The organism is Marinimicrobium agarilyticum DSM 16975, assembly GCF_000423345.1.
GTDB classification, from domain to species: Bacteria; Pseudomonadota; Gammaproteobacteria; order Pseudomonadales; family Cellvibrionaceae; genus Marinimicrobium; species Marinimicrobium agarilyticum.
In genome coordinates, this window is sequence record NZ_KE384008.1 from 316,374 (window position 1) to 340,501 (window position 24,128).

The window sequence follows — 24,128 nt, forward strand, 5'->3', positions numbered from 1 at the left end:
AGTAGGCCCCGGGGGGTTTAGTCGTTATAATGCCGGTCACTGGGCGGCCGGGCGAGAGCCCGTCGTGCTTTTCACCCATCCCGAGCGTAGTCGGGGCGAGAGAATTAATGAGTTCATCCGCAGACAACACCGCCGAAACGGTACCCGCTGAACCCGAGAAGGACAGCGAGGCCGCCCGGCGCCCCAGCCAGGAGGAAATGCCCTTTGCCATCGTGCAGGGCAAGGCCTACACGGAACTGCCGAAGGATCTCTATATTCCGCCGGATGCGCTGGAGGTCTTCCTCGAGGCGTTCGAGGGGCCGCTCGACCTTCTGCTTTATCTGATCCGGCGCCAGAACCTTGATATTCTCGATATCGACGTGTCTGAGATCACCAGCCAGTACATGGCCTACGTGGAATTGATGGACGTCGCGCATTTTGAGCTGGCGGCAGAGTACCTGGTGATGGCTGCGATGCTGGCGGAAATCAAATCCCGGATGCTGTTGCCCCGCACTCAGGCGGAAGAAGAGGAAGAGGAGGATCCGCGCGCGGCGCTGATCCGTCGCCTTCAGGAATACGAGCGTTTCAAGGAAGCCGCCGAAGATCTGGACGAACTGCCGCGTGTGGGTCGGGAGGTGTTTCAGGCCTCGGCCGAGGCCCCCGATCGCACACTGACCCGGCCCGAGCCGGAAGTGGAACTGACGGAAATCCTGTTGGCGCTGTCGGAAGTGCTGCGCCGGGCGGACATGTTCGAAAGCCACCATATCGAAAAAGAAAAGCTCTCCACGCGGGAGCGAATGGCCCAGGTGCTCGATAGACTGGCGCATAACCAGTTTATGCCGTTTGTGGCCCTGTTTCGCGCGGAAGAAGGGCGCTTGGGTGTCGTGGTAACCTTCCTGGCGGTGATGGAGCTGATCAAAGAGTCGTTGGTGGAAATCGTCCAGAGCGAACCTTTCGGCCCCATTCACGTAAAGGCGCGAGTGCAATAGCGCTCGCCGTCACCGACGAATTCACTGTGAACCAAGCATGACCATGGAATTGAACCAGCTGCGCACGATAATTGAAGGCGCTCTTCTGGCCGCCGGCCAGCCGCTCAACCTGAACCGCCTGAAGGGCCTGTTCGAGGAAGAGGACGCGCCCGAAAACGACGACATACGAGCCGCCATTGAGGCCATTGCCGCCGACTGTGAGGGTCGTGGTTTTGAACTGAAGGAGGTCGGCTCGGGCTGGCGCTTTCAGGTTCGCCCGGAAACGGCCCCCTGGGTCAACCGACTCTGGGAGGAAAAGCCCCAGAAGTATTCCCGGGCGCTGCTGGAAACATTGGCGCTGGTGGCTTATCGCCAGCCCATTACCCGGGGTGATATTGAAGAAATCCGCGGCGTGGCCGTCAGCTCGCATATCATCAAGACGCTGACCGAACGAGAGTGGGTGAAGGCTGTCGGTCATCGCGACGTACCGGGCAGGCCGGCACTGTATGCCACCACCCGCCAGTTCCTCGATTATTTCAACCTGAAAAGTCTGGACGAGCTGCCGAGTCTGGGTGAAATACGGGACCTGAGCGACATGAATGCCGCGCTGGACCTTGACGGAAACAGCGCCGGACAGAACACCGACCGCGATGATGACAGCGAGGCCGACGATAAAACAGCCGATCAAGGCTCCGAACCATCGGATTCCCCGGTAGAAGAATCCGAGCCTTCCGCGGGTGAATCCGAGCCCTCAGCGGATGAACCACACCCCCAAGGCGAGGAACCCGAAACTTCCGATGACCCTTCGGATACCCAGAGCGTGTCGACGCCCGATGCAGAGACACAAGCGCAATCGCCGGACTCTTCCTCCGAGCACGAACCCAACACCGAGGCAAAGCCGTCGTCCCTATGAGTAAATCGAAACGACCCAACCCGTTCGGGCCTTCAAACTCCCGCAACAAACCTGCCTCCAAACCCTCCTCCGAGGAGGCTGCCTCGACCAAGGCTCCCTCAAAGAAGGTGGGTAGGGGCAGGGCACCCGCTCCGGCGGACGAGAAACTCCAGAAAGTCCTCGCGCGTGCCGGGCTGGGCTCGCGCCGTGAAATGGAGCGGGCGATCGAGGCCGGCGAAATACGTGTCAATGACCGCGTGGCCCATCTGGGCGACCGTGTCACGCCGGAAGATGCCATTTTTTACCGCGATGAGCGAGTTGAGGTGCGGACACAGGTCTCCCGCCAGCGCGTTATTCTGTACAACAAGCCGGAAGGGGAAATCTGTTCGCGCCAAGACCCGGAAGGGCGCCGTACCGTGTTCGAAAATCTGCCGGCGCTCTCGGGCGAACGCTGGATTTCGGTCGGGCGCCTGGACTTCAATACCAGCGGCCTGCTGCTGTTCACTAACGATGGTGAGTTGGCCAATAAGCTGATGCATCCCTCGTCGGTCATTGACCGGGAGTACCTGGTACGGATTCAGGGCGCGGTGGACGATGAAATGAAACGCCAATTGGTGGAAGGGGTCTTGCTGGAGGACGGCGTGGCCCGCTTTACCGATATTGTCGAAGGTGCTGGCGAAGGCCGTAACCGCTGGTTTTACTGTGTGGTGATGGAAGGGCGAAACCGCGAAGTGCGACGCCTGTGGGAATCCCAGGGGGTGAAGGTCAGCCGTCTGAAGCGGGTGCGCTATGGCAACATCTTCATTCCCTCCCATGTCCGTGTGGGGCAATGGGTGGAGCTCAATGATAAGGAAATCCGGGACCTGTTATTGACTGCGGGTCTGAATCGCCCGTCGGTCAAGAAGCTGACCCCTGACGAGCAGCGACGCCTGGAACGTCAGGAAAAGCGGTTGCGCTCCGGCGCCGGCAAGCGCTCCCTGCCACCGCGATCGAGCAAACGCAAGCCCTCCTGAGGGCTTGCAGGGCTCTGAAGTCGCTGGCTCAACCTTGGGCCGAAAAGAGCGCCTGGGTTGTGGCACCGATTTCCGGTTCCACCCGGTTGCGCCCCTGGGCTTTCGCACGATAGAGGGCCTGGTCGGCCCGGTCGAACAGGCTGTGCATTGAAATCTCCCCCTCCGGCCGGCGACTGCTGATCCCCATGCTGACGGTCACCGGGCGGTCGGAGCGGGCGAAAACCTGGGCCACGGTCCGGCGCAGCCGCTCGGCAATGACAGCGGCGCCGGCCGGCCCCGTGTTGCTCAGCAACACCACAAACTCCTCCCCGCCGTAGCGGTAGAGCAGATCCGAGTCCCTTAGCGTGTCGGACATCAGGTTCGCTACCTGCTTGAGAATTTCATCGCCTCGACTGTGGCCAAGGTGGTCGTTGATTTTCTTGAAATGATCCACGTCGACGATCAGCATCGACAACTCGGTTTCTTGACGCTCCGCCAGGCGCAGCTCCCGATGCAACGCGGTATCCAGCGCTGCCCGATTACCGAGCCCGGTCAGTGAGTCCACCAGTGCCAGGCGCAGTGCATCCTGGTAGCGCAGGGCGTTGCTCAGTGGCAGGAACAGGACGCTGAGCCACTCTTCCACCTCTGCCAGTTGCCGTTCGTTGAAACGGCGATCCCAATGAAACGTCATGTGTCCGAGGTTCTGGTTTTCACCCTTCAGAGCGTAGTCTGATTGATGCCGACCCTCGGTCCCCAATTCCACCTGTGGGCGCTGGTAGGGCGGTGTGTAAGTGAGACCGGCGAACCCCAGCCTGGGTGCCAGGGCATCAAAAAAGTGAGACACCATCACGGCCGGCTCTTGTGAACTCAGCAGGCGCTGAAGCAGTTGCAGCCGCTGCGAGGCGGAGTCCGGCTTCGAGTTCAGGGCAAAGGCAGGGCGGCATTGTTGCGCATCGTCGACCATGGGAGTTCGTCGCTCAGTCGGGGTTATGAGGTCTGCCCAAAGCGGTATTCGGGCCCGATGACCCAACCTAGCGATTTCTGTGCCATATATCATTCGAGGGTGTTAACTGACTGATTTGTAAGGAGAGTTTGCCCGGTCATCGCGGTCTATCCGGCTTTTGGGGAGACTGAGCGGGACAGGAGCGTCAGAAACCCGACAAGAGTTGCCGCCCGGGCGGAAAAACTTCACCGCCGCGGGCGTTTCTTGTCACCCCTGACTGTTTTCCGTGGGCAGGCAGACCTCTACGCACAGACCGCCGCCCTGGCGGTTGGAGGCCTGAATGGTGCCTTGATGGAGGGCCACACTGCGCTGGGCGATGGCGAGTCCGAGACCATAGCCGCCGCTTTCCCGGTTGCGGTCTTCATCCGTGCGATAGAACGGCTGAAAGATATCGGAGAGGCTCTCCGGTGGTACGCCGGGCCCCTCATCACAGATTTTCACGCAGTACCGGGTATCTTCCGGCTTTTGGCCCTCCCGGCGCTCGAGTACCAGTCGGATAGTGGTGGACGGGTAGGTGTAGTGCAGCGCATTGCGCAGCACGTTTTCAAAAACGCCTACCAGCATGTTGCCGTGGGTGGAGACCAGCGCTTCGTCGAGTGACGTTACCAGCTTGAGCGTCACGTCTTTCCGCTCGGCGTCAACCCGGTAGTTGTCCATCAGTGTTTCCATCAGGGCGCGCAGGTCGAGCGTGTCGTTCAGCTCCCAGCCGCCGGCGTCGTGAACGGGCAGCGCCAGAATGTCGGAAATCACGTCGCCCAGGTAGTCGGCCGCTTTTTTGATCCGGTCCAGCTCTTTGTCTACCTGCCCATCGCTTCGTTGCTGGGCGATACCCAGTGCGACCTGGAGGCGGGCGAGGGGTGAGCGCAGCTCGTGGGAGACATCCTTGATCAGCCGTTTCTGCTCCAGCATGGCCTTCTCAAGGCGCTCGGTCATATGATCGAAATCCCGTCCCAGTGAGGCAATTTCGTCCCGGCGGCCAGCAAAATGCGAACTGACCCGAACACTCAGGTCCCCGTTGGCGATTTGTTTGGTCGCTTTTTGCAGGGTTGCGACGCTGCGGGAAAAATGCCGTGCCAGGAAAAAGCAGGCCACACCGCAGATCAGGATTGACATCAGTAGCAGCGGCCAGATGTTGCTGATAAACAATTGCCGCATGATGTCGGCTTCGGAGGGGTCGTCTTTGGTGGAGGAGACGGTGACCACTTTGATGCGCTGGCCGTCGTTGAGCGACATATAGCGGCCGTAGATTTTCTGGTGACCCTCGATGTGACGGCCATAGGGCTTGATGCTGGTCAGTTCCGGCAAGAGCTCACGCACTCCCTCCGGGAGCGGGCGGTCGAGCAGGTCTTCGCCTTCTCCGTCCACGATATAGAAGTATCGTGTGGACCAGCGGGGCATGGCTTTCATGTCGTCAATCAGCTCTTCCTTGTTGCGGTTGATGGCCGAGCCGACCATCTGGAACAGCAGCCGGCGCGCCGGTGCGTAGTCTTTATCGTAGCGATAGCTGTTGAGGTTGCAATCCGGCGCCAGGTCGAACCAATGCACGAGCACATTGGTGGCCACGATGATCATGGCGGTAATCAGCCAGAAGGTGAAAAAAACTTTCAGGTAAAGCCGGGTCATGCGGACGCGGCTCCGTCCTCGGTCTGCTCGTTGAGCGTCAGCATATAGCCCGCCCCCCGGACGTTAATGATCATTTCCCGCCGGGCACCGGCCGCGGTGAGCTTCTTGCGGATGTTGCTCACGTGCACGTCAATGCTGCGATCGTAGGGGGTCAATTTGCGGTTGAGTGCCTGTTCGGTCAGTTCGTCTTTGCTGATGACCTGGCCGGCCCGGCGGACCAACAGCTCCAGCACGCTGAATTCGGTACCGGTCAGGGGGACGTCTTCGTCCTGCCAGTGGGCGCTGCGGCTGCCCAGATGCAGGCGCAGGTCTTCGACCTGAAGCGAGCCCGAGCCGCCGGGCATCTGAGGGGTGGGCGTGGCCCGGCGAAGGACCGCGCGCAAGCGGGCCACCAGTTCGCGCGGATCGCAGGGTTTGGGCAGATAGTCGTCGGCGCCGATTTCCAGGCCCACCACCCGGTCGATGGTGTCGCCTTTGGCGGTGAGCATCAGCACCGGTGTGGTGTACTTCTGCCGCACCTCTTTGAGCACATCAAAGCCGCTGCGCTTGGGTAGCATCACATCGAGCACAATGGCGGCATAGTTATCCCGGGTCACCTGCTCGAGTGCCTGCTCCCCGTCGTGGGCCATGTCGACCTGAAAGCCTTCTGCGGTCAAATATTCATTGAGCAGTTGGCACAGTTCCTGATCGTCGTCGATGAGTAACAGTTTCACCATGGTGTCGTCGATTGTCAGCCTCTAAAAATGGATAGTGAGGCTAGTGTGCAACAGTGCCGGGCGTCTGTCATGACGTGCCGCCGGGTTTAACCTTTTTTAACACGCCGCTAACCCGTACCCGGTACTTGCCTGAGGCGGCCAGAATTGGGAGAATTCGCCCTCCAAAGCGGCCCGGAATGAGCGGGGCCGACCTGACTTGACTGAGGTGCATGTGGCGAAAATTGGTCTGTTTTTCGGCAGCGATGAAGGCAACACAGAGCGCGTGGCTTACCTGATCCAAGCGTGTCTCGGGCAGGAGCAGGTCGAGGTGCACGATATCGCCGATGTCACTCAACTGGATTTGGCCGAATACGAACAGATGATTCTCGGTATCCCCACCTGGGATTTTGGTCAGATTCAATCGGATTGGGAAGAGTTCTGGGATGACGTAGCCGACGTGGATTTCTCTGGCAAGACCGTGGCCCTGTTCGGGTTGGGGGATCAGTTTGGCTACGGCGATTACTTTCTGGACGCCATGGGCATGCTTCATGACGTCATTGTGGCGGGTGGCGCCCGCATTGTGGGGCATTGGTCCACAGAGGGGTATGACTACGAGGCTTCCAAGGCGGAGATTCCCGGCGAGGGCCTCTTTGTAGGGCTGGCGCTGGATGAAGATCAGCAGGAAGATCAGACCCAGGAACGGCTCAATCGCTGGTGCCGCCAGATCCACGAGGCCTTCGGCCTGAAGACCCCGCTGACCCCGTTGAGCGAATAGACTTCCGGGTTTAAGGGGCTTCGGCCACAAACACCGCTCTGATGGGTGCCGGGTGCCCCTCCGCGGTAAAACGCGGATCCTCCGGGTCGAGAAACTCCGCCAGCGAATGAAACCGCATCCAGTGTGTGGCGCGCTGCTCCTGCGTGGTGGTGGGGCAGAAGTCCACCATTCTCGGCGCCCGGAATCCCATTTTGCGTAGCCAGCGCAAGAGACTGGGGCCACTGGGCAGGAACCAGACGTTGTTCATTTTGGCGTAGCGGCCTTCGGGCACCAGGACGTCTCCGTCCTCGCCCTCAATCACGAGCGTCTCAAGCACCAGTTGCCCACCGGGGCGCAAGGCCTCCTTGAGTTCGCGTAAATGGTCCATGGGCGAGCGTCGGTGGTAGAGCACACCCATGGAGAAAACGGTATCAAACGCTTCCATTTTAGGCGGCAGTGCCTCGATTCCCACGGGTAGCACATCGACCGGTGGCGCGCCGCCGATCAACCGCTTGATCATTTCGAACTGCACGACAAAACGTGGCGAGGGGTCGATGCCAATGACCCGCTCCGCCCCGGCTCCCAGCATTCGCCAGCAGTGATAGCCATTGCCGCACCCCACATCCAGCACCCAGCGGTGCTTTAGTGGCGCCAGGTGGGGGAGCACCCGGTCCCATTTCCAGTCCGAGCGCCACTCGGTGTCCAGATCAATGCCGTGGAGTTGATAGGGCCCTTTGCGCCATGGAATCAGCGCTTCCAGCGCCTCCCGCAGTTGCTGGCGGGTGGCCTCGCTAATGTCCCCGTCGATGCGCACCGCCTGTTCCAGCTCCACGGTGGTGGGTTGAGGGGTGGGAAGGGCCTCCAGTGCCTCAAGCCACCGGGGCAGGTCCCCGTAGCGTTGTGTATCCAGCCCCTGGGCGATCTGCTGGGGTAGGCATTCGGCCCAGGCGGCGAGCTTGGGGTGGTCCCGCAGGACGGTCAATAACGATTGGTAGTTCATCATTTGATGGCGATCAGGGAGGCGAAGTTGAAACACTGGAACCAGACATCAACACTGGTGAAACCCGCCTCACGCAGCCGTTCGCGGTGGGCACCCAGAGTTTCGGGAATCAGTACCTGTTCCAGAGCGCTGCGCTTCTGGGCGATTTCCAGGTCACTGTAGCCGTTGGCCCGTTTAAAATTGTGGTGCAGCTCGATCATCAAGTCATTGTGAATCGGATCGTCGAAGGCGACTTTTTCCGACAGGATCAACACGCCCCCGGGCAGCAACCCATCGGCGATGCGTTTGAGTACGGCCAGTCGCTCCTCAACGGGAATGAACTGCAAGGTAAAGTTGAGCACGGCCATCGAGGCGTTTTCGGGCGTGACCCGTTGCAAATCCTCGCAGACCAGCTCAACCGGCGGCTCCGCCGTATCGGCGGCCAGCACCTGTCGGCAGCGCTCGATCATGGCGGGGGAGTTGTCCACGGCGACGATCTCGCAGTGGCTGGCCCGAATCCGGTGACGCATGGCCAAGGTAGCGGCCCCCAGGGAGCAGCCCAGGTCATAACAGCGACTGTTGCTGAGCGCGTAGCGCTCGGCCAGGTCCCCGATCATGTTGATGATGGTGGCGTAGCCGGGCACGGAGCGCTTGATCATGTCGGGAAACACCTCGACTACCGCCCGATCAAAAGCGAAGCGGCTGACCTCCCCCAAAGGGTTGGCGTACAACTGGTCGGGGCGGATGTCTGACATGGATAAACCTGCAACCGGGAATCTCGGAGAGCGCGAATTGTACCGGTTGCCGCCCGCAATTGGCAGGGGCGCTCTGTCATAAAACGTTCATAAAGATGCCTCAGAATGTCGATATGTCTGCCATACAGAATCCCTCTCCCGATATTGAGTCGGTCCTATCCCTCACCGAGCCCTCGGAGCCGTTGCGACGCTTCTCGGAACAGCTACAGCGCCTGATTGACGAGCGGCGTCTCCAGCCACTGTTCCAGCCCATCGTTTCTCTGGACAATCGCCGGATTATTGGCTACGAAGCACTGATTCGAGGCGAGCAGGGCCGCGACCTCTACACACCGGCACAGCTGTTTGACGCCGCCCGCTGCAGTCAGCAGTTGGCGGCCCTGGAATTTGCCTGTCGGGAGGTTTCCTGTCGCAAGTTTGTCGACCTGAAGCTGCCGGGCAAGCTCTTTCTCAATATGTCGCCCTTGAGTTTCACCGACAAGCACTATCGGGAAGGTGTGACCCGGGAAATACTGGCGCGCGTCGGGCTGGCGCCCGAGCGGGTGGTATTTGAACTGACCGAGCGTCAGCCGCTGGATGAGTTCGGCCCCTTGCGGGCGGCGACCGACCATTTCCGTCATCAGGGCTTTGCCGTGGCGCTGGATGACCTTGGTGCCGGCTACGCCGGGCTTCGGGTATGGAGCGAGCTCAACCCGGATTACGTCAAGATTGATCGGCATTTCATCAGCGGCATTGATGCGGATCCGGTCAAGCGGGAGTTCGTGCGCGCCATGCTGGATATCGCCCACCGTATTGGCAACCGGGTGATTGCCGAGGGCATTGAGCGGGAAGAAGAGCTGCGTACCCTGGCCTCGCTGGGCGTGGACTATGTGCAGGGGTTTTTGCTCGCCCGCCCGAGCGCCACGCCACCGGTGAACTTGACCCAGGGGCTGTCCCTGGATGGTTTCCGTGTCCGTCACCACGACAGCTTTCGCCAGACGGTGGGAGACATCACTCAGTACGCCGCGTCTATCGAACCCTCCACCAAGACTCTCACCGTGGTTGAGCGTTTCCGGGCCGACCCGCAATTGACCTGTCTGCCCGTGGTCCAGGGGGACCGGCCGCTGGGAATGGTCAGCCGTAGTGAACTGCTCAATATTTTCTCCCACCGCTACTCCTATGAGTTGCACGCCGACAAGCCAGTCGAGACCTTCATCTGCAAACGCACGATTCTGGTGGAGGTGGGGTGTGAGCTGAAGGAAGCCGGCCAGATGGTCACCGAGGACCCGCTGCAGAACCTGAGCGTGGATCTGCTGGTGTCTCAGGAGGGTTCTTACGCCGGCGTGGTGCGCATCGGGCGACTGCTGCGCTGCATTACCGAGGAGAAGCTTCGCCTGGCCCGGCACAGCAACCCGCTCACGCAACTGCCGGGGAATGTACCGCTGTACGAATGGATCGACCATCTGTTGCTGGAGAGGCAGCTTTTTACCGTCGCCTATTGTGACATTAACCAGTTTAAGCCGTTCAACGATGCCTTCGGCTACGGCATGGGGGATGATGTCATTCTGATGCTCGGAGAGCTACTGATACGCCATGTGGACAGCGTGAGGGATTTTGTCGGCCACGTGGGGGGCGATGACTTCGTCCTGGTGTTCCGCAGCTCCGACTGGCGCGAACGCTGTGAACGGGTTCTGTCCGAGTTCTCCCGGGCCGCTTCGGCGTTGATGCCCGAAGGCCAGAAAGATTACTGGAGCCTGGATCGGGTCGGGCAGCGTCAGCGTTTCGGGTCTCTGACCCTGGCCATCGGCTGCGTCACGCCGGACCCTCGTTATTGCAAAACCCACCACCAGGTGGCTCATCTGTTGGCCGACGCCAAACACAGCGCCAAACGCGAGGGCGGTAGCGTCCTGTTTGAGTCCCGCCGCCGGGCACCCGCCAGCGTGCCGGCTTCTGAGCGGTCTATCGGGTCCGCGCTCGACCTATAGGTTTTTGAATTTCCTGCCTTTTCTGTTACCCGTCCGGGGTTTTGCGCTATTCTGTGTTAAAAGTGGAGTTCCCCCGTTTCGGAGACACTGTATGGCCTACGCCGGGTACAGCAAACTGCGCGCCCTGATCGTGGACGATTTCGACAGCTTTCGCATGACCGTCAGCAAAATGCTGATGGACATGGGAGTTTCGTCCATCGATACCGCCGGCAACGGCGCCGAAGCGCTAAGGCTGTGCAAAGCCTCCTCTTATGACCTGATTCTCTGCGATCACAATCTGGGCAAGGGCAAGACCGGCCAACAGGTGCTGGAGGATTTGCGTTACCACCGGATTCTGGATCCCCTGGCGGTTTTTATCCTGATCTCCGCTGAGTCCAGCCGCAGCATTGTCATGGCGGCCTACGACTACGAGCCGGACGAATATCTGACCAAGCCGGTGACCACACGCTCCCTGCAGCGGCGGCTCGATCGCCTGATGGCAAGGCGGGAGAAGCTCGGCCCCATTCACCGGGCCATCAAAGCCGGAGAGATCGATACCGCGGTTGCACTGTGTCGCAAAGAAATGGAAGCCCAGGGCCGGTTTGCCCCCCAGGCGCAAAAGATACTCGGCCAGGTTTATCTGGACCAGGGGGACCTGGAGGCGGCGGAGAATCTGTACCGGGAGGCTCTCGAGCAGCGCCCGCTGGATTGGGCCATGTTGGGCATGGCGGAGGTCAAGCGGGCTCAGGGAGAGCCTTTGAGTGCCCAGCAGTGGCTGGAGGAAACCCTGCAGGAACATCCGCTGTGTATGCGCGCCTACGACCTGCAGGCCGAGCTTTGTCGGGAGCAGGGGGCGCGGGACCGGCTGCAGAAAGTGCTGCGCGATGCGGTCGAGGTGTCCCCTCTGGCGATTCAACGCCAACAACGACTGGCGGAGGTCGCGCTGGAGAATCACGATCTTTCTACCGCCGCCCTGGCGTATCGAAAAGCGGTGCGGCTGGGGGAGAACTCCGTCTACGATTTACCGGACGTGCACCTGAACCTGGCGCGGACCACCGCCAGCCTGTTTCAGGAAGACAAGACGTTGGCCAAACAGCTCTCGCGGGACGCCCTGCGAGCGTTGGGAGAGTACGAGCAACGCTTCGGGAAAACCCCGGAGTTGCGCGCCGAGGGCCAGATGGTGGAGGCCCAGATTGCCGCAGGGCAGGGGGATAAACGAAAAGCCGAGCAGTTGCTGGCCGATGCCCAAGAGCTGATGGTCGACGAGGCGGTGGTGCTGGGGTTGGATGCCTCACTGGAGTTGGTGAAAAGCTATCGGGCGTTGGGGCGTTTTGATGAGGCGGCAGATCTGCTTAAGGAATTGGTGTCGGTCTATGGGCAGAGCGAGGCCGACCTGGAAAAAATTGATCGTCTGCTTGAAGAACCGGTCAGTGAAAAAAATCGCCAATTGGTCGCAGAAATCAATCAACGCGGAATCGGTCACTATGAAAACGCCCAGTATCGGGACGCGATCGACTGCTTTGATCAGGCGCTGCGCAAGTTTCCCCGACATATCGGTGTGCGGTTGAACCTGGCGCAGGCGCTATTGGACAAGATGGGGGCCGAACAGACCAACGAAACCGAAGTCGAAAGACTCAATGAAATACTGTTGTTTGTTTCTGAGACCATTACCCCGAATCACGAACAATTCCGCCGTTTCCGACAGTTACAGGATCTGCAGAAGCAGAGCGAAAGACGTTTGAAAACCGGTGCCTGAATCATTGAAGGGTTTAAAAAACGGAGATGCTATGGCGAACTCGCCTCTGGAAGACACAGACGACCAGCTCGATTTCAGCTTTGTGCTGGCTTCAAGCGTGCACGATATGAAGAACTCGCTCGGAATGCTGTTGCAGACGCTCGAATCGATGCTCGCCGAAACCCCTCCGGAGAACGACAGTCAGCGCAGAACCTTCGCGGTGCTGGGGTACGAAGCCTCCCGAATCAACAGCGAGCTGGTTCAGTTGTTGTCCCTGTATCGAATGCAGCACGAGTCCCTTCGGGTCCAGTTGGATGAGCATTTTGTGATCGATACGCTCGAAGACCAGATCGATCGCAACGATGTATTGTTCCAGGCCCGGGGAATCATTGCCGAGGTGGTGTGTGATCCCGATCTGAAGTGGTATTACGACAACGAACTGATCGGCGGCGTTATCAACAATGTGCTCGTGAACGGCGCCCGGTATTCCAAAGAGCGCCTACAAGTGCGCGTCAGTGAGGATCAGGGTACACTTTGCATCGCCATTGCCGATGACGGAGCGGGGTATCCCCAATCCATGCTGGATGCCCCCTTTGAGCCCAATGCCGGTGTCTCGTTTTCCCGGGGCAGTACCAATCTCGGTTTGTTGTTCGCCCACCGAGTGGTGGAGCTTCATCAGGTGAAGGGCCACCGTGGCTCCCTTCACCTGGAAAATGACGGCCCATTGGGTGGCGGGGTACTGACGCTGCGGTTGCCGTAGCGCAGCCGAGCCCCACCCCGTCGGCCACAAAACGACCACTAAAAGAACGATTGCGACGAACGATTATGCTGAAACTCCGAGCCCGACATAACAAACATCAAGCGGTTTGGCTGGTGGAACCCGGGGTAAAGGTCGGGCGATCTGCCAAAAATGACCTGATTCTGGATAACCCTGCCGTTGCCAGTCTTCAGTTCGTTATCGGGGTTCGCGGTGACCGCCTGGTACTGAAAAACCGTGCGCCCGACAACCCCCTGACCGTCAACGGTGAGCCTGTTGAAGATCGCTGTGCGATTCGCGAGGGGGACCAGATCGCCCTGGGTGATCTGGAGCTGGAAGTCATCGATCCGAAGAAAGACCTTGAGCAGGAAATGCCCGTGCCTTCCGAGTGGAGCCTGAAGGCCAATAGCGCGGTCATGGGCGGGCGGGTGTTTCCCCTGGAGGATGTCACCCTGGTCGGTCGCTCAAAGGAGTGCGGCATTCACCTGGCCGCGGCTCACCTCTCGCGTCGCCACGCCCAACTACAGGTCATTGACGATCTCCTGTATGTGAAAGATCTGGGGTCCTCCAATGGGACTTTCCTCAATGGGCAAAAAATCACCGAGTCCCGCGTGCGCCGAGGTGACGAGCTACGTTTTGACACCCTGAGCTTCGGGGTGCTGGGTCCGGCGGATGATCTGGGCAAGACCACCGTGCGTTCCACCCGTGAGGTGAGCTCCGCCGTCGCCCGTCAGGCGGCGCCCCGTCGCCCCCGGCCTATGGACTCCGAGCCCCGCTCTCCCGCTGCGGCCAACGCCCGCACCCGACTCGAGTCCGCCCCCGCTTTCGGGGAGACACAAGTCGGCCCCCGCTATCGGGGCTGGGTTGGCGGCTTGGTGCTGATTACTCTGGTGGCGGCGGTGATGGGGGTGTGGCTGTTCCAGGGGAGCTAAAGATGTCGGGCTTCCGGCCGATAACCCGGCTGGAACGCAATTTTTGCCTCATGGGAGGTCGCCATGTCAGTCTCCAATATCCACTCCTCGGGACGTCCCGCCGATGCGCGCGCCAACGACGGAGCGCGCGATCTGATTCAGTCCAATCGCCAATCCTCCAAGAGCCAGGAGTCGAGCGGTAATGCCAAGGGAGCCAGCCTGGAAGAAAACCGTCAGCGGGCTTTTCAGGTGATTGAGCGGACCTTACAGATGGGGTACGAGAAGCTCGCGGCCAAAAGTACTGGCTCGGCGGGTCAGTTCGCCCAGTTCGAACCTCTGTCAGCGGAAAAAGTGGCGGGCAATATTCTCGGTTTCATAGAGCGCCGCCTGCAGAAAGATGCCGCTGAGGGTGCCACCCAGGAACAGTTGCAGGATCGACTGGAGCAAGGGTTGGCCGGGTTCAAAAAAGGCTTTGCCGAGGCGCAGAAGCAGTTGGAGGCGCTCAGCCAGTTTACGCCGCAGATTCAGGCCGACATCGACGATACCCGGGATCGGGTGTTGTCGGGCATTGACGACCTGAGACAGCGAATCCTTGAGAACGCCTTCAACCGCCCCGAGAGTGACGAACAGGGCGATAAGGTAGAGGCCGACCAGAGCGTTCGCCGCTCCCCGCTTGCCTATGCCTATGAGCAGGCCCGAGCCAGCTCGTTCAGCTTTGAGCTGACCACGGCGGAAGGGGATCTGGTCTCGATTCAGGCGAACAGCAGTGGCGCTGCGTCGCTCAGCGGCAACCCCCAGGGGCAGTCCTTCTCCGCCGCCGCAAGCCGCTCGGCCAGTTGGAGTGTCGAGGGCGATCTGAATGACGACGAGCGGGCCGCAATCGAGTCACTTCTGGGGCAGGTGGATTCCTTGTCCGAGCAGTTTTTTGGGGGAGATCTGGAGGGCGCCATGGCCTCTGCGATGGATCTTGGCTATGACCGTGACCAGGTTGCGCAATTTTCGCTGAGCTTGAGCCAGACGGACATTCGCCGGGTCAGTGAGAGCTATGGCCAGGTGGGGCGCGCCGATGGCATGCCTTCAGGCGCCGCGAGCCTGCAGGAGCGCCTGGCGCCGGTTGGGCAGTTCCTCAAAGATATGGAGGCGGCCTTGGCGCAAGCGGAACAAATCAGTGCCCAACCCCAACAACTGTTGCTGGACACCAGTGAGCGGATGGCCTCTGGCGATGTGGGCGAAACGGTTGACGAGGCCGGCTCTCTGCGGCAGTTTATGGCGCGGATGCTGGAGACGCTCACTACGGATTCGGTGACGGATCAGCGTGAGACCACCCCAGAACCGGGCGACACCAACCGCGAGGCGTAATTGAGAGATAACACGCTCATTCTCTATACCACCCTGGGATGTCACCTGTGCGAGCAGGCCAAGGACCGACTCTGGCCCGCTCTCTCCTCGGGAGGGTGGAGGCTAGAAGAGGTGGATATTGCCGATTCGGACGATCTGGTGGAACGCTACGGCGTGAGAATCCCTGTGGTTGTCCGGGCCGGCAGTCAAGAGGAACTGGACTGGCCATTCGATGAGCGACAGCTCGCACAATGGCTCAGCGACTGAACCGGTTTTCTGCGTCAGCGGTTCAATCCAATCTGGTCCAGAGTGGTCGACACCCACTGAAGCGACTCGAGGTAGGTTTGTGACAGTAACTCCGGGCTGATGCCAAACTGGTCCAGGAACGCCCAGTCGATTTTCTCCCACTCCCCGCGCTCGTAATGCTCGACGATATCGAGCACCCGGCCCTCGTGGCCGGTGTGCTGCAGCAGCGCTTCGGAAAGCTCGCGGCTCAGAGACAGATTGGCCAAAAGCACCTCCAGGGGAATATCCATAAAGGCATCCAGCGTAGAGAGCAGGCCCACGGTAAAAAAGGCGTCCTGGCGTTTTTCGTTGCGCATGACACCGGCCAGGGCCTCGCACATGCGCGCCCGGTTCAGGGCCGCCACGCTGAGTTCCTTGGGTTTGTTCCCCAGGTTGGCCATGGCCAGCAGGTTCACCCAGTTCTTGATGATATCCAGGCCAAGCAGTGTGATGGCCTGGCGCAGGGAGTCGATGGTGCGGGGCAGGGCGAAGGCGGCCGAATTGACCAGCCGCAGGAGCTTGTAGCTGAGCACCGGGTCCTGGGACAGCAGTTGCTCCACCCGGAGAATAGGGACCTCCGGGTCGTGCAGGGCGGCCAGCAGCTGCAGTACTGCCTGCTTGCTCTCGGTGACCTTATGGCCTTTGAGAATTTTCGGTCGTGCCAGGAAGTAGCCCTGAAACAGATCGAAGCCCAGCGTCTTGCAACGCTCAAGCATTTCGTAAGTTTCCACCTTCTCCGCCAGGAGGGTGTGGCCCATCGGTTTCAATGTCTGAATATGATCAATGAGTTCCGCCTCAGTCAACTGCAGAACGTCGAGCTTGATAATATCGGCATAGGCCAGCAGCGGGCGGGTGCGCTCGGTCAGCACAAAGTCGTCCAGAGCGATGGTATAGCCCTGGGTCTTGAGCTGGGCCAAACCGTCCAGAAGTGTCTGGTCCACCGTCTGGTCTTCGAGTACCTCAATGACCAATTGGCGCCGGTCAAAGGGGGGCGGGGTCACCAGCAGCGTGCGGGTAAAGTTGATGTAGGCCTTGAGCTTGCCCACAACGCTTTCGAGCGAAAGCTCGGTAAAGGTGTGAAGCAATACTTGGGAGCTGGCGGAGTCGCCGTTGTTGAAGTCGGCGTAATTCAGATGGCTGGTCCGACACAGGAGTTCGTACGCCACCACTTGCATCGAACGGTTGAATATGGGTTGCCGCGCCAATAGCGGGAGTAGCTCAGACATGGACCAACGACGACTTCCTTAATGCGAATCGGTTGCACAGTGTAGCTCGCGGTTAATGGGTAGCACAACGAGAGAACAGGCGGTGGGCAGGAAAACATCATACAAGATGAAAATTGTGCCAAAACTGCTACACTAGCCCTGATTACATAACGACACAGCCGCTTAAAGCGGGGTGAAAAGACTATGAGCAGCTTTATCAGTAATGTCGATCAACGCACCCGGTTGGTCGGTGAAAACCGATTGGAACTGTTGTTATTCCGCTTGGGCGGCGCCCAGCTGTTTGCGATCAACGTCTTCAAAGTGCAAGAAGTGGTCAAGATGCCGCGCTTGCGTCAAATACCTCACAGTCACGGTCAGGTGGTGGGCGTGACCCATTGGCGTGAGCAGACCATTCCCGTGGTGGATCTGAGCCAGGCTATTGGCGCCCGGCCGCTGGGGGAGGACCTGGAGCGGAATCTCATCGTGACCGAATACAATCGGACGGTTCAGGCGTTCATGACTGGGCCGGTGGATCGAATCGTGAACCTCAATTGGGAGGAGGTACGGCCGCCGCCGGAAGGAGCGGGACGGGCACACTTTTTAACCGCCATTACCCGCGTGGATGACCGGCTGGTGGAAATTCTCGATGTGGAGCGGGTGCTGGCCGAGATCGCGACGTTGAACACCTCAGTGTCGGACCAGACCCTGGACAAAACTCTGGCGCAGCAGGCCAGGGCGCGGGGGCTCAAGGTGCTATTGGCCGAGGATTCGGCCACGGCGGCCAAGCAGGTGAGGGAAACCTTGAATGACCTGGGGCTTGAGTTGATTGTGGTCAGAGACGGGCTCAAGGCGCTCAATCTGTTGCAGGAGTGGGTGGCGCAGGGGAAGTCGGTCGAGGAGGAGATTGTCATGATGATCACCGATGCGGAAATGCCCGAAATGGATGGCTACCGGTTGACCTCGGAGATTCGCAAACATCCGTCGTTGCGTTCGCTTCACATTGTCATGCATACCTCGCTCAGTGGCCGCTTTAACCAGGCAATGGTGGAGAAGGTGGGTTGTGATGCCTTTCTGTCGAAGTTTGCTCCGGATGAACTGGCGGCCGTGGTTCAGGCCCGGTTGGGGGCCTTTCTCTCACAGTGAGCTCACCCGGCTTTCTCTGAACGGCCGCAGGCTCGGCGCCTGTGGCCAACAGGTGGGTCAGAACGAGTGGCCGGCCTCTTCGTCGGTAATGAAAGGGCTCTTTTCTCCCATCCGATAGCTGTAGATCACCGAATAAGAAAGCACGTTCTGGACATAACCCCGGGTCTCCCGGAAAGGAATGGTTTCAATCCAGACATCGTAAGGCAGCTTCTGCTCGCCGTCTTTCAACCACTGTTTCACTCGATAGGGGCCGGCGTTGTAGGCCGCCGTGGCCAGAATGCGGTTGCCATTGAACTCGTTCAACAGCTCGTGCAGGTAGCGGCTGCCGAGAGTGATGTTGGTGTCCGGGCTGAGCAGGTCGGCGCGCCGGTAGGGCACACCGGCCCGACGGGCGGTCTGTTGCGCCGTTGCCGGCATCAACTGCATCAGGCCGAGCGCTCCGGCGGGGGAGCGGGCGTGAGCCATAAAGGCACTCTCTTGGCGAGCAATGGCGAACAGCAGGTGCGGGTTAATGGAAGTCGCCTCCGCGGCGGTTTTCACGTGTTCCTGGTAGGCCAGTGGAAAACGCACCTCCAGATCATCCCAGAAGCGGGCGCTGGCCATGGCCTGAATGCCCTTGCGGTGCCAACCCCAGCGCTCAGCCAGCTTGCCGGCCGCGAGAATTTGAGTCTTTTCCAATGAAGGGACGGTGTAGTACCACTCCCGGCTGGCATTGTTGATGTCGCCGATAAGCAACAGTTCGCGCGCACGCCTTAAGGCGGGCAAATTCTCCACAGTATGCAAAGTGGCCTCGGACACCTCGGCTGGGTGATCCATCAGGCGGTATTCAAACCCCAGTTTGTCCGCGGAGAGAAAGCCGTAAAAACTGCGGGTGGCCGCGACGGCGGCGTACAGGTCCCGCGGTTCGGGCCCGGTATTTTTCAGGTCCAGCTCCTCGATCAGGCGGGCGCGCCAGTAGCGCCAGCGCTCGCTGTCCTGTTCCTCCGGCGGCAGCTGGTTCAGCCAGGTGTAGGCCCGAGCCCAGTCGAGTTGGCGAAGCGCATCGCGGATGATGGACTCCACCAGGTCCGTGCCACTCAGGGTGGGAATGGTGGCCAGGAGCCGGTCAGCGTGCTCGCGGTGACCCTGATCGATCAGTCGGCGGGCAATGGTCTCCTGGGTCAGGAGTCGTTCGGAATCCGGAAAAAGCTGCTGGGCATCATACCCTCGCCACAGCTCCAGGGCCTTGACCGCGTCGTGCCGGGCCAGGCGCCGCAGGCCGTGGCTGATGATGCTTTGCATCGCCTCGGACTGATGACGGAAGCGGTGGTTCTGAGCCAGCACCTGCGGATGGCGATCGACTTCTCGCATCAATTGCGCGAAATCCCCCTCGGTCTCGGGCATTTGCCGGGCGATATAGCTGGCAAGGCCCAAGTTTCGGGCCTGCACCGCCTTGCGGTGCCGGTCCCAGGCGATTTCCCCGGTCAGGCGCCCGGCCTTCATCCAGGCATTGAACAGCGGGTCGCAGGCTTCGGGTTGGGAGTGTGCGACGTTCCACAGTGCATCGGTTTCGGCCAGTACATCGGTATCGCCTTGCTTGAGCCGGGCCTGGAGGGCATAACACTGCAGGTCGGTATCCCCCAGTTCGCCGCGGTAGGCGGACAGGTACTGCTCCCAGCGCTCTTGCCGGGCCAGCGTGTTCAACCACTGTCGCTGCAGTTGGCGCGCCAGGTAGGAGCCTTCATGTTCGCTGACAAAACGGCTTATCCGCTCGGGCTCCGCCCGGGGTAGGGTGCGTGTGAGTTCACGATACGTCAGGTAAGGGGTCAGCGGGTAGTCGCCCAACTGCTCGCGCAGTTGCTCGTAACGGGTCATCTGGCGCTTGGAGAGGGCGTCGCGCGCCTCAAGGTACAAGGCTCGCTGGGCGGCCAGAGGGTCGGTGGCCAGAAGGTCGGTAGAAAGTGCCGGTGAATCGGATGCGGCGGCGCGGATGCCCGGAATGGCCAGGGCGACACACAGCGTCAGACGGACCAGTCGGGTGGCAAGGCGTTGCGAGCGCATAGTTGCGGCTACCTCAATGTTCTCTCTGGGGTGGGCGGGATTGTTCTTCTGTGCAGCCTCGATAGGCTGTATGATGCTCGTCCGCCGGGTTGTCATAACATCAGCATATCAGTCCGCCCAGGGCGCTGCCACTGTTGTTACGCGATAAAAACCGGGTTTTTATTCCCTTTGTGCTTCACATCAAGAAACTCTCTCATGTCTTTGATTCGACTCGAAAATGCCCAGCTCAGTTACGGCCTTCAAGTATTGCTTGACGGCGTCGACCTCTCAATTGAAAAAGGCCGCCGTCTGTGCCTGATCGGGCGCAACGGTGCGGGTAAATCCAGCCTGATGAAAGTCCTTTCGGGCGAGGTCGATCTGGACGGCGGCAAGGTTCAGTTGGCCCCGGAAGTGAAGGTGGCCCGATTGGCTCAGGATCTGCCGGAAGCCGACGATCAGACCGTGTTTGATATGGTCTCGGCCGGTCTTGACGGCGTGGGTGCTCTACTGCAGGCGTTTCATCGTCTCTCCATGGCCGGGGGCGACACAGACATGGATGAGCTTGCCCGCCTCCAGCAAAAAATTGAAGCCGTGGACGGCTGGCAGTTTCAGCAGACCGTGGATACCACGCTAACCCGCCTCGATCTGAACGGAGACTGGTTGATGGCGAACCTTTCGGGCGGCTGGCGGCGTCGGGTCGCTCTGGCCCGGGCCCTGGTCTCGCAGCCCGATGTGCTGTTGCTCGATGAGCCCACCAACCATCTGGATATTGCCGCCATCGAGTGGCTCGAGCAGCAACTGCTGCAGTTTCAGGGGGCGCTGGTCTTTATTACCCACGACCGCTCGTTATTGCAGAGTCTGGCCACGGATATTGCCGAGTTGGACCGAGGGCACCTGCGCACCTGGTCAGGGACCTACGACCGCTACCTGGAGTACCGGGAGCAGGCGTTGGCGGAAGAGGCGCGGCACAATGCGCTCTTTGACAAGAAACTGGCTCAGGAGGAAACCTGGATCCGGCAGGGCATCAAGGCCCGTCGCACCCGCAACGAAGGTCGGGTGCGGGCGCTCAAGGCCATGCGGGAAACCCAGCGTGAGCGGCGCGAACTGCAAGGTAAAGCCAGTTTCTCGGTCACCACGGGTGAGCGCTCCGGCAAGCTGGTGGCTGAGCTGGAGGGGGTGTCCTATCACTACCCGGACAAACCAATCGTCTCCGACTTCTCCACGGTGGTGATGCGCGGCGATCGCATTGGCCTTATCGGTGCCAACGGTGCGGGTAAAAGTACGCTGCTCAAGTTGATCCTGGGGGAGCTGGAACCGCAAGAGGGGCGGGTTCGCCTGGGGACCAACCTGCAGATCGCCTACTTTGACCAGTTGCGCGAGCAGTTGGACCTGAACCAGAGCGCGGTCGACAATATTGCCGAGGGGCGTGAGTTTATCGAGCTCAACGGCAAGTCCCGGCACATCATCTCCTACCTCAGCGACTTTCTCTTCACCGGAGAGCGAGCGCGGACGCCCCTGCGGGCGCTCTCCGGGGGAGAGCGCAACCGCGTATTGCTGGCCAAGCTGTTCAGCAAGCCGGCCAACCTTCTGGTGATGGACGAACCGACCAACGATCTGGATGTGGAAACGTTGGAGTTGTTGGAAGATCTGGTGACCGAGTATGACGGCACCGTCCTTCTGGTGAGTCACGATCGGGCCTTTCTCAACAATATCGTGACCAGTGTTATCGCCTTTGAAGGCCGCGGGCAGGTGCGAGAATACGTGGGGGGCTACGACGACTGGCTGCGCCAGGGCGGGCGTTGGACCGATGATAGAGCGCCCCGGACCGACGAGCCCGACGACCGGGCCCAGCCCGGCGCTTCGGCGGAGACAAAGCCGGCCCCCAAGGCTAAAACCAAGAAACTGAGTTACAAGCTCAAGCGGGAGTTTGATCAACTGCCCGAGCGCATCGAGGCACTCGAAGCGGAGCTGGAGGCCCTGCAGGGCCGGGCGGCAGACCCGGGCTTCTATAGCGAGCCTCAGGACGTCGTGGATGCACACCTGAAGGTACTGGCGGAGACGGAGCAGAAACTGGAGCAATGCTTTGAACGTTGGGCGGAGCTGGAAGACATGCAGGACGCTTAACTGTCCTTCCAGCCCCGAGGTGCGCGTCTTGGAGCGGTTTTTTCAGGAGCCCTCCTTCTCGTCCTCGTGGGCCACCCTCACCGCCAGCACATCACAGCTGGCGCCGTGCAGCACACTGTTCGAGGTCGAACCCAGGAGCAAGGCAAAGCCCTTGCGCCCATGGCTGCCGACGATAATCAGGTCCGCACCCTCCTGACTGGCAAGGTTATGCAACTCTGTTGCCGGTTGGCCCACGAGCACGTGCTCGCGCTGGATCGTAAAATCCGTCTGGCGGGTCAGCCGCTGCAGTTCCTGTTCGGCTTTCAGTTGCAGTTGTTCCTGCACTTCCGACAGGTCGACGGGCATGTCACCGCCATAGGCAAACGTCAGCGGCTCGATCACATGCGCCAGGCTTAGCGTGGCGCCACAGTCCCGAGCGAGTTCGGTGGCGCGCTGGAGGACTTGAGGGGACTCCTCGGACAAATCCAAGCCGGCGATAATGTGTTTGTAGGTGGCCATATAGTTGGATCTCCATGCACGGTTGCAGTCGGCGGAAACGCCTTTCGATGCGGGCGTCCATTAGTGATAGTAGCACTTTTATGGTGCTTGAAAAGCGGATAGTGAAGGAGAGTGGTGAGTGAATATTTGGGTTCTGGTGGTACTTCTGGGCGTGGTGGCAATGGTCCTTGGGCCGGTCATGTTGCTACAGCCCAGCGCTCATGATCGGCGACTGGCCGGGCTGCGAGAGCGGGCGCGAGAGCAGGGCATTGCGGTTTCCATGCAGGCGTTACCGCGCCAGGCGACCGATATGGAAGAGCCGGGCCGTATGCCGGCTTACCAGCTCCCGGCGGCCAAAGGCGGCGGCCCCACCCAATCCTGGATGTTGATCCGGTCAGCCTATCGGCACGAATCGCATTTTCTGGAAAATTGGGCCTGGGAGGGGCCTGGGAGAGCCAGCGCCCGGGAGCAACAGTGGCTCGCCCAGCGGTTGCCTAGGCTGCCCCGGTCGGTCAAGGCGGTGAGTGGCGATGTCAGAGGTTGGTCGGTCTACTGGACGGAAGCAGGCGGGGAGGAGTCGCTGAATGCGGTACTGACGTTCCTGGACGATTTAAAGTCGGGCTCGTAGAACGAGCTTGCGTGAAAACGCCCGAAGCGCTGGAGCGTTTGTCACGGGTGGGGGTTATAGTCGTCTTCCGGCATCAACTCCTGGCTCAGCGCTTGTCGCTTGCCCTGAATGACCTCCCCGAGTTCCCGAATCACTTCCATCCGTTTCGGGTTGGGGTCATCTGAGCTGATCAACAGACTCTGGGCTTTCTTGTAGTAGGCCTGAGAGGTGGTGAAATCCCCGTGCATGACTGCTTTGTGGCCCTCGGCAATGTAGGTCACCACTTCCACCATCAGCTTGGTCCAGCTCAGTTCCCGGAGGTGGTCATCCAGTGACTCCCTGGCGAGCCGCCCCTGTTGACTCTGCCGGCGCAGCACCTGTGCGGCCTGCTCCAGCGCCTCCTTTGTGCGGGCCATCTCCGCATCGCTCTCCCGCAAACGGTTGGCGGAAGGTTGCTGCAGCTTCTGCGCCATCTCCTCATCCCGTTGCTGGACATGATTGATGCGGGTCTCCAGGTGGCTGTTCTGGCCTTTTTCCAGCTCCAGCGCCTGTTCCAGCAAATGCAGGATCTCGGCATTGATGAACCGTGCAATGGTGCGGGTGGGCAGGGTTTCCTCGACGCCCACCAAGACCTCTTCGAGCGCATCGATGCGCCAGCGCAGACGGCGCTGCTGCAGCCGAATCCGGCGAGACTTCTCTTCCCGCTTGTTCACCATGTGAACCGCGAACAGCGATAACAGCATCAGCGAGGTCAGTAGCAGTAGGCTGGTCATGGCTCCCAATACGGTCCGGCTAAGGGTGAGAAAGTCACAAGGGCGACATTGGCCCCCAGAGGTTGTCGGCGGGAGGCGACGAAGCTTTATGCATTATTGTTATCAAAACCTTCAAAATCAAGCAGATAGAACCTCTCTCGGCGGTGGCTGAAAACCCTGCTTTTACGCCCCGGA

The 24,128-nt window shown here is 60.2% G+C and carries 22 protein-coding genes; 13 read left to right on the top strand and 9 right to left on the bottom strand.

Annotated elements, in window-relative coordinates; translation table 11 throughout:
- Positions 1 to 107 precede the first annotated feature (107 nt).
- The 3 genes from G547_RS0117295 to rluB are packed head-to-tail and all read left to right on the top strand — an operon-like array spanning position 108 to position 2,852.
- Positions 108 to 968 (top strand): segregation and condensation protein A, encoded by an 861-nt coding sequence (locus G547_RS0117295; RefSeq protein WP_084646160.1) that lies wholly within the window; start codon positions 108 to 110, stop codon positions 966 to 968.
- 37 nt (positions 969 to 1,005) lie between these two features.
- Complete coding sequence (gene scpB / locus G547_RS22075; protein ID WP_084646162.1) at positions 1,006 to 1,860, top strand: SMC-Scp complex subunit ScpB; 855 nt, start codon at positions 1,006 to 1,008, stop codon at positions 1,858 to 1,860.
- Complete coding sequence (gene rluB, locus G547_RS22080) at positions 1,857 to 2,852, top strand: 23S rRNA pseudouridine(2605) synthase RluB (RefSeq protein WP_084646164.1); 996 nt, start codon at positions 1,857 to 1,859, stop codon at positions 2,850 to 2,852. The genes scpB and rluB overlap by 4 nt, the downstream gene beginning before the upstream one ends.
- A gap of 28 nt (positions 2,853 to 2,880) precedes the next feature.
- On the opposite strand, the gene G547_RS22085 is transcribed toward rluB, so the two are convergent.
- The 3 genes from G547_RS22085 to G547_RS0117320 all read right to left on the bottom strand — a co-directional run bounded on the left by G547_RS22085 (position 2,881) and on the right by G547_RS0117320 (position 6,173).
- Complete coding sequence (locus G547_RS22085) at positions 2,881 to 3,795, bottom strand: GGDEF domain-containing protein (RefSeq protein ID WP_051235686.1); 915 nt, start codon at positions 3,793 to 3,795, stop codon at positions 2,881 to 2,883.
- 246 nt (positions 3,796 to 4,041) lie between these two features.
- Positions 4,042 to 5,457, bottom strand: coding sequence for an ATP-binding protein (locus G547_RS0117315; protein ID WP_027330907.1), 1,416 nt, complete (start codon positions 5,455 to 5,457; stop codon positions 4,042 to 4,044).
- The gene (locus G547_RS0117320; protein ID WP_027330908.1) at positions 5,454 to 6,173 is read right to left on the bottom strand and encodes a response regulator transcription factor; all 720 of its coding nucleotides are present in this window, start codon (positions 6,171 to 6,173) and stop codon (positions 5,454 to 5,456) included. The genes G547_RS0117315 and G547_RS0117320 overlap by 4 nt, the downstream gene beginning before the upstream one ends.
- 211 nt (positions 6,174 to 6,384) lie before the next feature.
- Between G547_RS0117320 and G547_RS0117325 the strand changes: the two genes are divergently transcribed.
- Entirely contained in the window at positions 6,385 to 6,927 is a 543-nt protein-coding gene (locus G547_RS0117325; protein WP_027330909.1) for a flavodoxin, read from the top strand.
- Positions 6,928 to 6,937: 10 nt separating this feature from the next.
- Here the strand turns inward: G547_RS0117325 and cmoB are convergent, their stop codons facing one another.
- The gene (cmoB, locus tag G547_RS0117330) at positions 6,938 to 7,906 is read right to left on the bottom strand and encodes a tRNA 5-methoxyuridine(34)/uridine 5-oxyacetic acid(34) synthase CmoB (RefSeq protein ID WP_084646242.1); all 969 of its coding nucleotides are present in this window, start codon (positions 7,904 to 7,906) and stop codon (positions 6,938 to 6,940) included.
- Positions 7,906 to 8,640 (bottom strand): carboxy-S-adenosyl-L-methionine synthase CmoA, encoded by a 735-nt coding sequence (gene cmoA, locus G547_RS0117335; RefSeq protein ID WP_027330911.1) that lies wholly within the window; start codon positions 8,638 to 8,640, stop codon positions 7,906 to 7,908. The genes cmoB and cmoA overlap by 1 nt, the downstream gene beginning before the upstream one ends.
- Before the next feature lie 113 nt (positions 8,641 to 8,753).
- Here cmoA and G547_RS0117340 point away from each other — a divergent pair, with 113 nt between their 5' ends.
- From G547_RS0117340 to G547_RS0117365, 6 genes are all read left to right on the top strand, one after another.
- Positions 8,754 to 10,601 carry a bifunctional diguanylate cyclase/phosphodiesterase gene (locus G547_RS0117340; RefSeq protein ID WP_084646168.1) on the top strand — a complete coding sequence of 616 codons (1,848 nt, stop codon included), beginning with the start codon at positions 8,754 to 8,756 and terminating at the stop codon, positions 10,599 to 10,601.
- 91 nt (positions 10,602 to 10,692) lie between these two features.
- Positions 10,693 to 12,336 (top strand): tetratricopeptide repeat-containing response regulator, encoded by a 1,644-nt coding sequence (locus tag G547_RS0117345; RefSeq protein ID WP_027330913.1) that lies wholly within the window; start codon positions 10,693 to 10,695, stop codon positions 12,334 to 12,336.
- A 31-nt stretch (positions 12,337 to 12,367) separates the two neighbouring features.
- Positions 12,368 to 13,075, top strand: coding sequence for a sensor histidine kinase (locus G547_RS0117350; protein WP_036189267.1), 708 nt, complete (start codon positions 12,368 to 12,370; stop codon positions 13,073 to 13,075).
- 65 nt (positions 13,076 to 13,140) lie between these two features.
- Positions 13,141 to 14,004, top strand: a complete 864-nt coding sequence (locus G547_RS22090) for an FHA domain-containing protein (RefSeq protein WP_051235687.1) — start codon at positions 13,141 to 13,143, stop codon at positions 14,002 to 14,004.
- Positions 14,005 to 14,067: 63 nt separating this feature from the next.
- Complete coding sequence (locus tag G547_RS22095; protein WP_036189270.1) at positions 14,068 to 15,342, top strand: DUF5610 domain-containing protein; 1,275 nt, start codon at positions 14,068 to 14,070, stop codon at positions 15,340 to 15,342.
- Complete coding sequence (locus G547_RS0117365) at positions 15,343 to 15,588, top strand: glutaredoxin family protein (protein ID WP_027330915.1); 246 nt, start codon at positions 15,343 to 15,345, stop codon at positions 15,586 to 15,588.
- Positions 15,589 to 15,602: 14 nt separating this feature from the next.
- On the opposite strand, the gene G547_RS0117370 is transcribed toward G547_RS0117365, so the two are convergent.
- Entirely contained in the window at positions 15,603 to 16,832 is a 1,230-nt protein-coding gene (locus tag G547_RS0117370) for an EAL and HDOD domain-containing protein (RefSeq protein ID WP_027330916.1), read from the bottom strand.
- A gap of 183 nt (positions 16,833 to 17,015) precedes the next feature.
- Here G547_RS0117370 and G547_RS0117375 point away from each other — a divergent pair, with 183 nt between their 5' ends.
- Positions 17,016 to 17,954 (top strand): chemotaxis protein CheV, encoded by a 939-nt coding sequence (locus G547_RS0117375; protein WP_027330917.1) that lies wholly within the window; start codon positions 17,016 to 17,018, stop codon positions 17,952 to 17,954.
- A 57-nt stretch (positions 17,955 to 18,011) separates the two neighbouring features.
- Here the strand turns inward: G547_RS0117375 and G547_RS0117380 are convergent, their stop codons facing one another.
- Positions 18,012 to 19,994 carry a transglycosylase SLT domain-containing protein gene (locus tag G547_RS0117380; RefSeq protein ID WP_084646170.1) on the bottom strand — a complete coding sequence of 661 codons (1,983 nt, stop codon included), beginning with the start codon at positions 19,992 to 19,994 and terminating at the stop codon, positions 18,012 to 18,014.
- A gap of 195 nt (positions 19,995 to 20,189) precedes the next feature.
- Between G547_RS0117380 and uup the strand changes: the two genes are divergently transcribed.
- Positions 20,190 to 22,097: an ATP-binding cassette ATPase Uup gene (gene uup / locus G547_RS0117385; RefSeq protein WP_027330919.1), complete on the top strand. Its 1,908-nt coding sequence runs from the start codon at positions 20,190 to 20,192 to the stop codon at positions 22,095 to 22,097.
- A 42-nt stretch (positions 22,098 to 22,139) separates the two neighbouring features.
- Here the strand turns inward: uup and G547_RS0117390 are convergent, their stop codons facing one another.
- A complete protein-coding gene (locus G547_RS0117390; protein WP_027330920.1) occupies positions 22,140 to 22,595 on the bottom strand; it encodes a universal stress protein in 456 nt (151 codons plus the stop codon).
- A 118-nt stretch (positions 22,596 to 22,713) separates the two neighbouring features.
- Between G547_RS0117390 and G547_RS0117395 the strand changes: the two genes are divergently transcribed.
- On the top strand, positions 22,714 to 23,202 hold the full coding sequence (locus tag G547_RS0117395; protein WP_027330921.1) for a hypothetical protein: 489 nt from the start codon (positions 22,714 to 22,716) through the stop codon (positions 23,200 to 23,202).
- A 41-nt stretch (positions 23,203 to 23,243) separates the two neighbouring features.
- Here the strand turns inward: G547_RS0117395 and G547_RS22100 are convergent, their stop codons facing one another.
- Positions 23,244 to 23,954 carry a hypothetical protein gene (locus tag G547_RS22100; RefSeq protein WP_036189274.1) on the bottom strand — a complete coding sequence of 237 codons (711 nt, stop codon included), beginning with the start codon at positions 23,952 to 23,954 and terminating at the stop codon, positions 23,244 to 23,246.
- Positions 23,955 to 24,128: the final 174 nt, after the last annotated feature.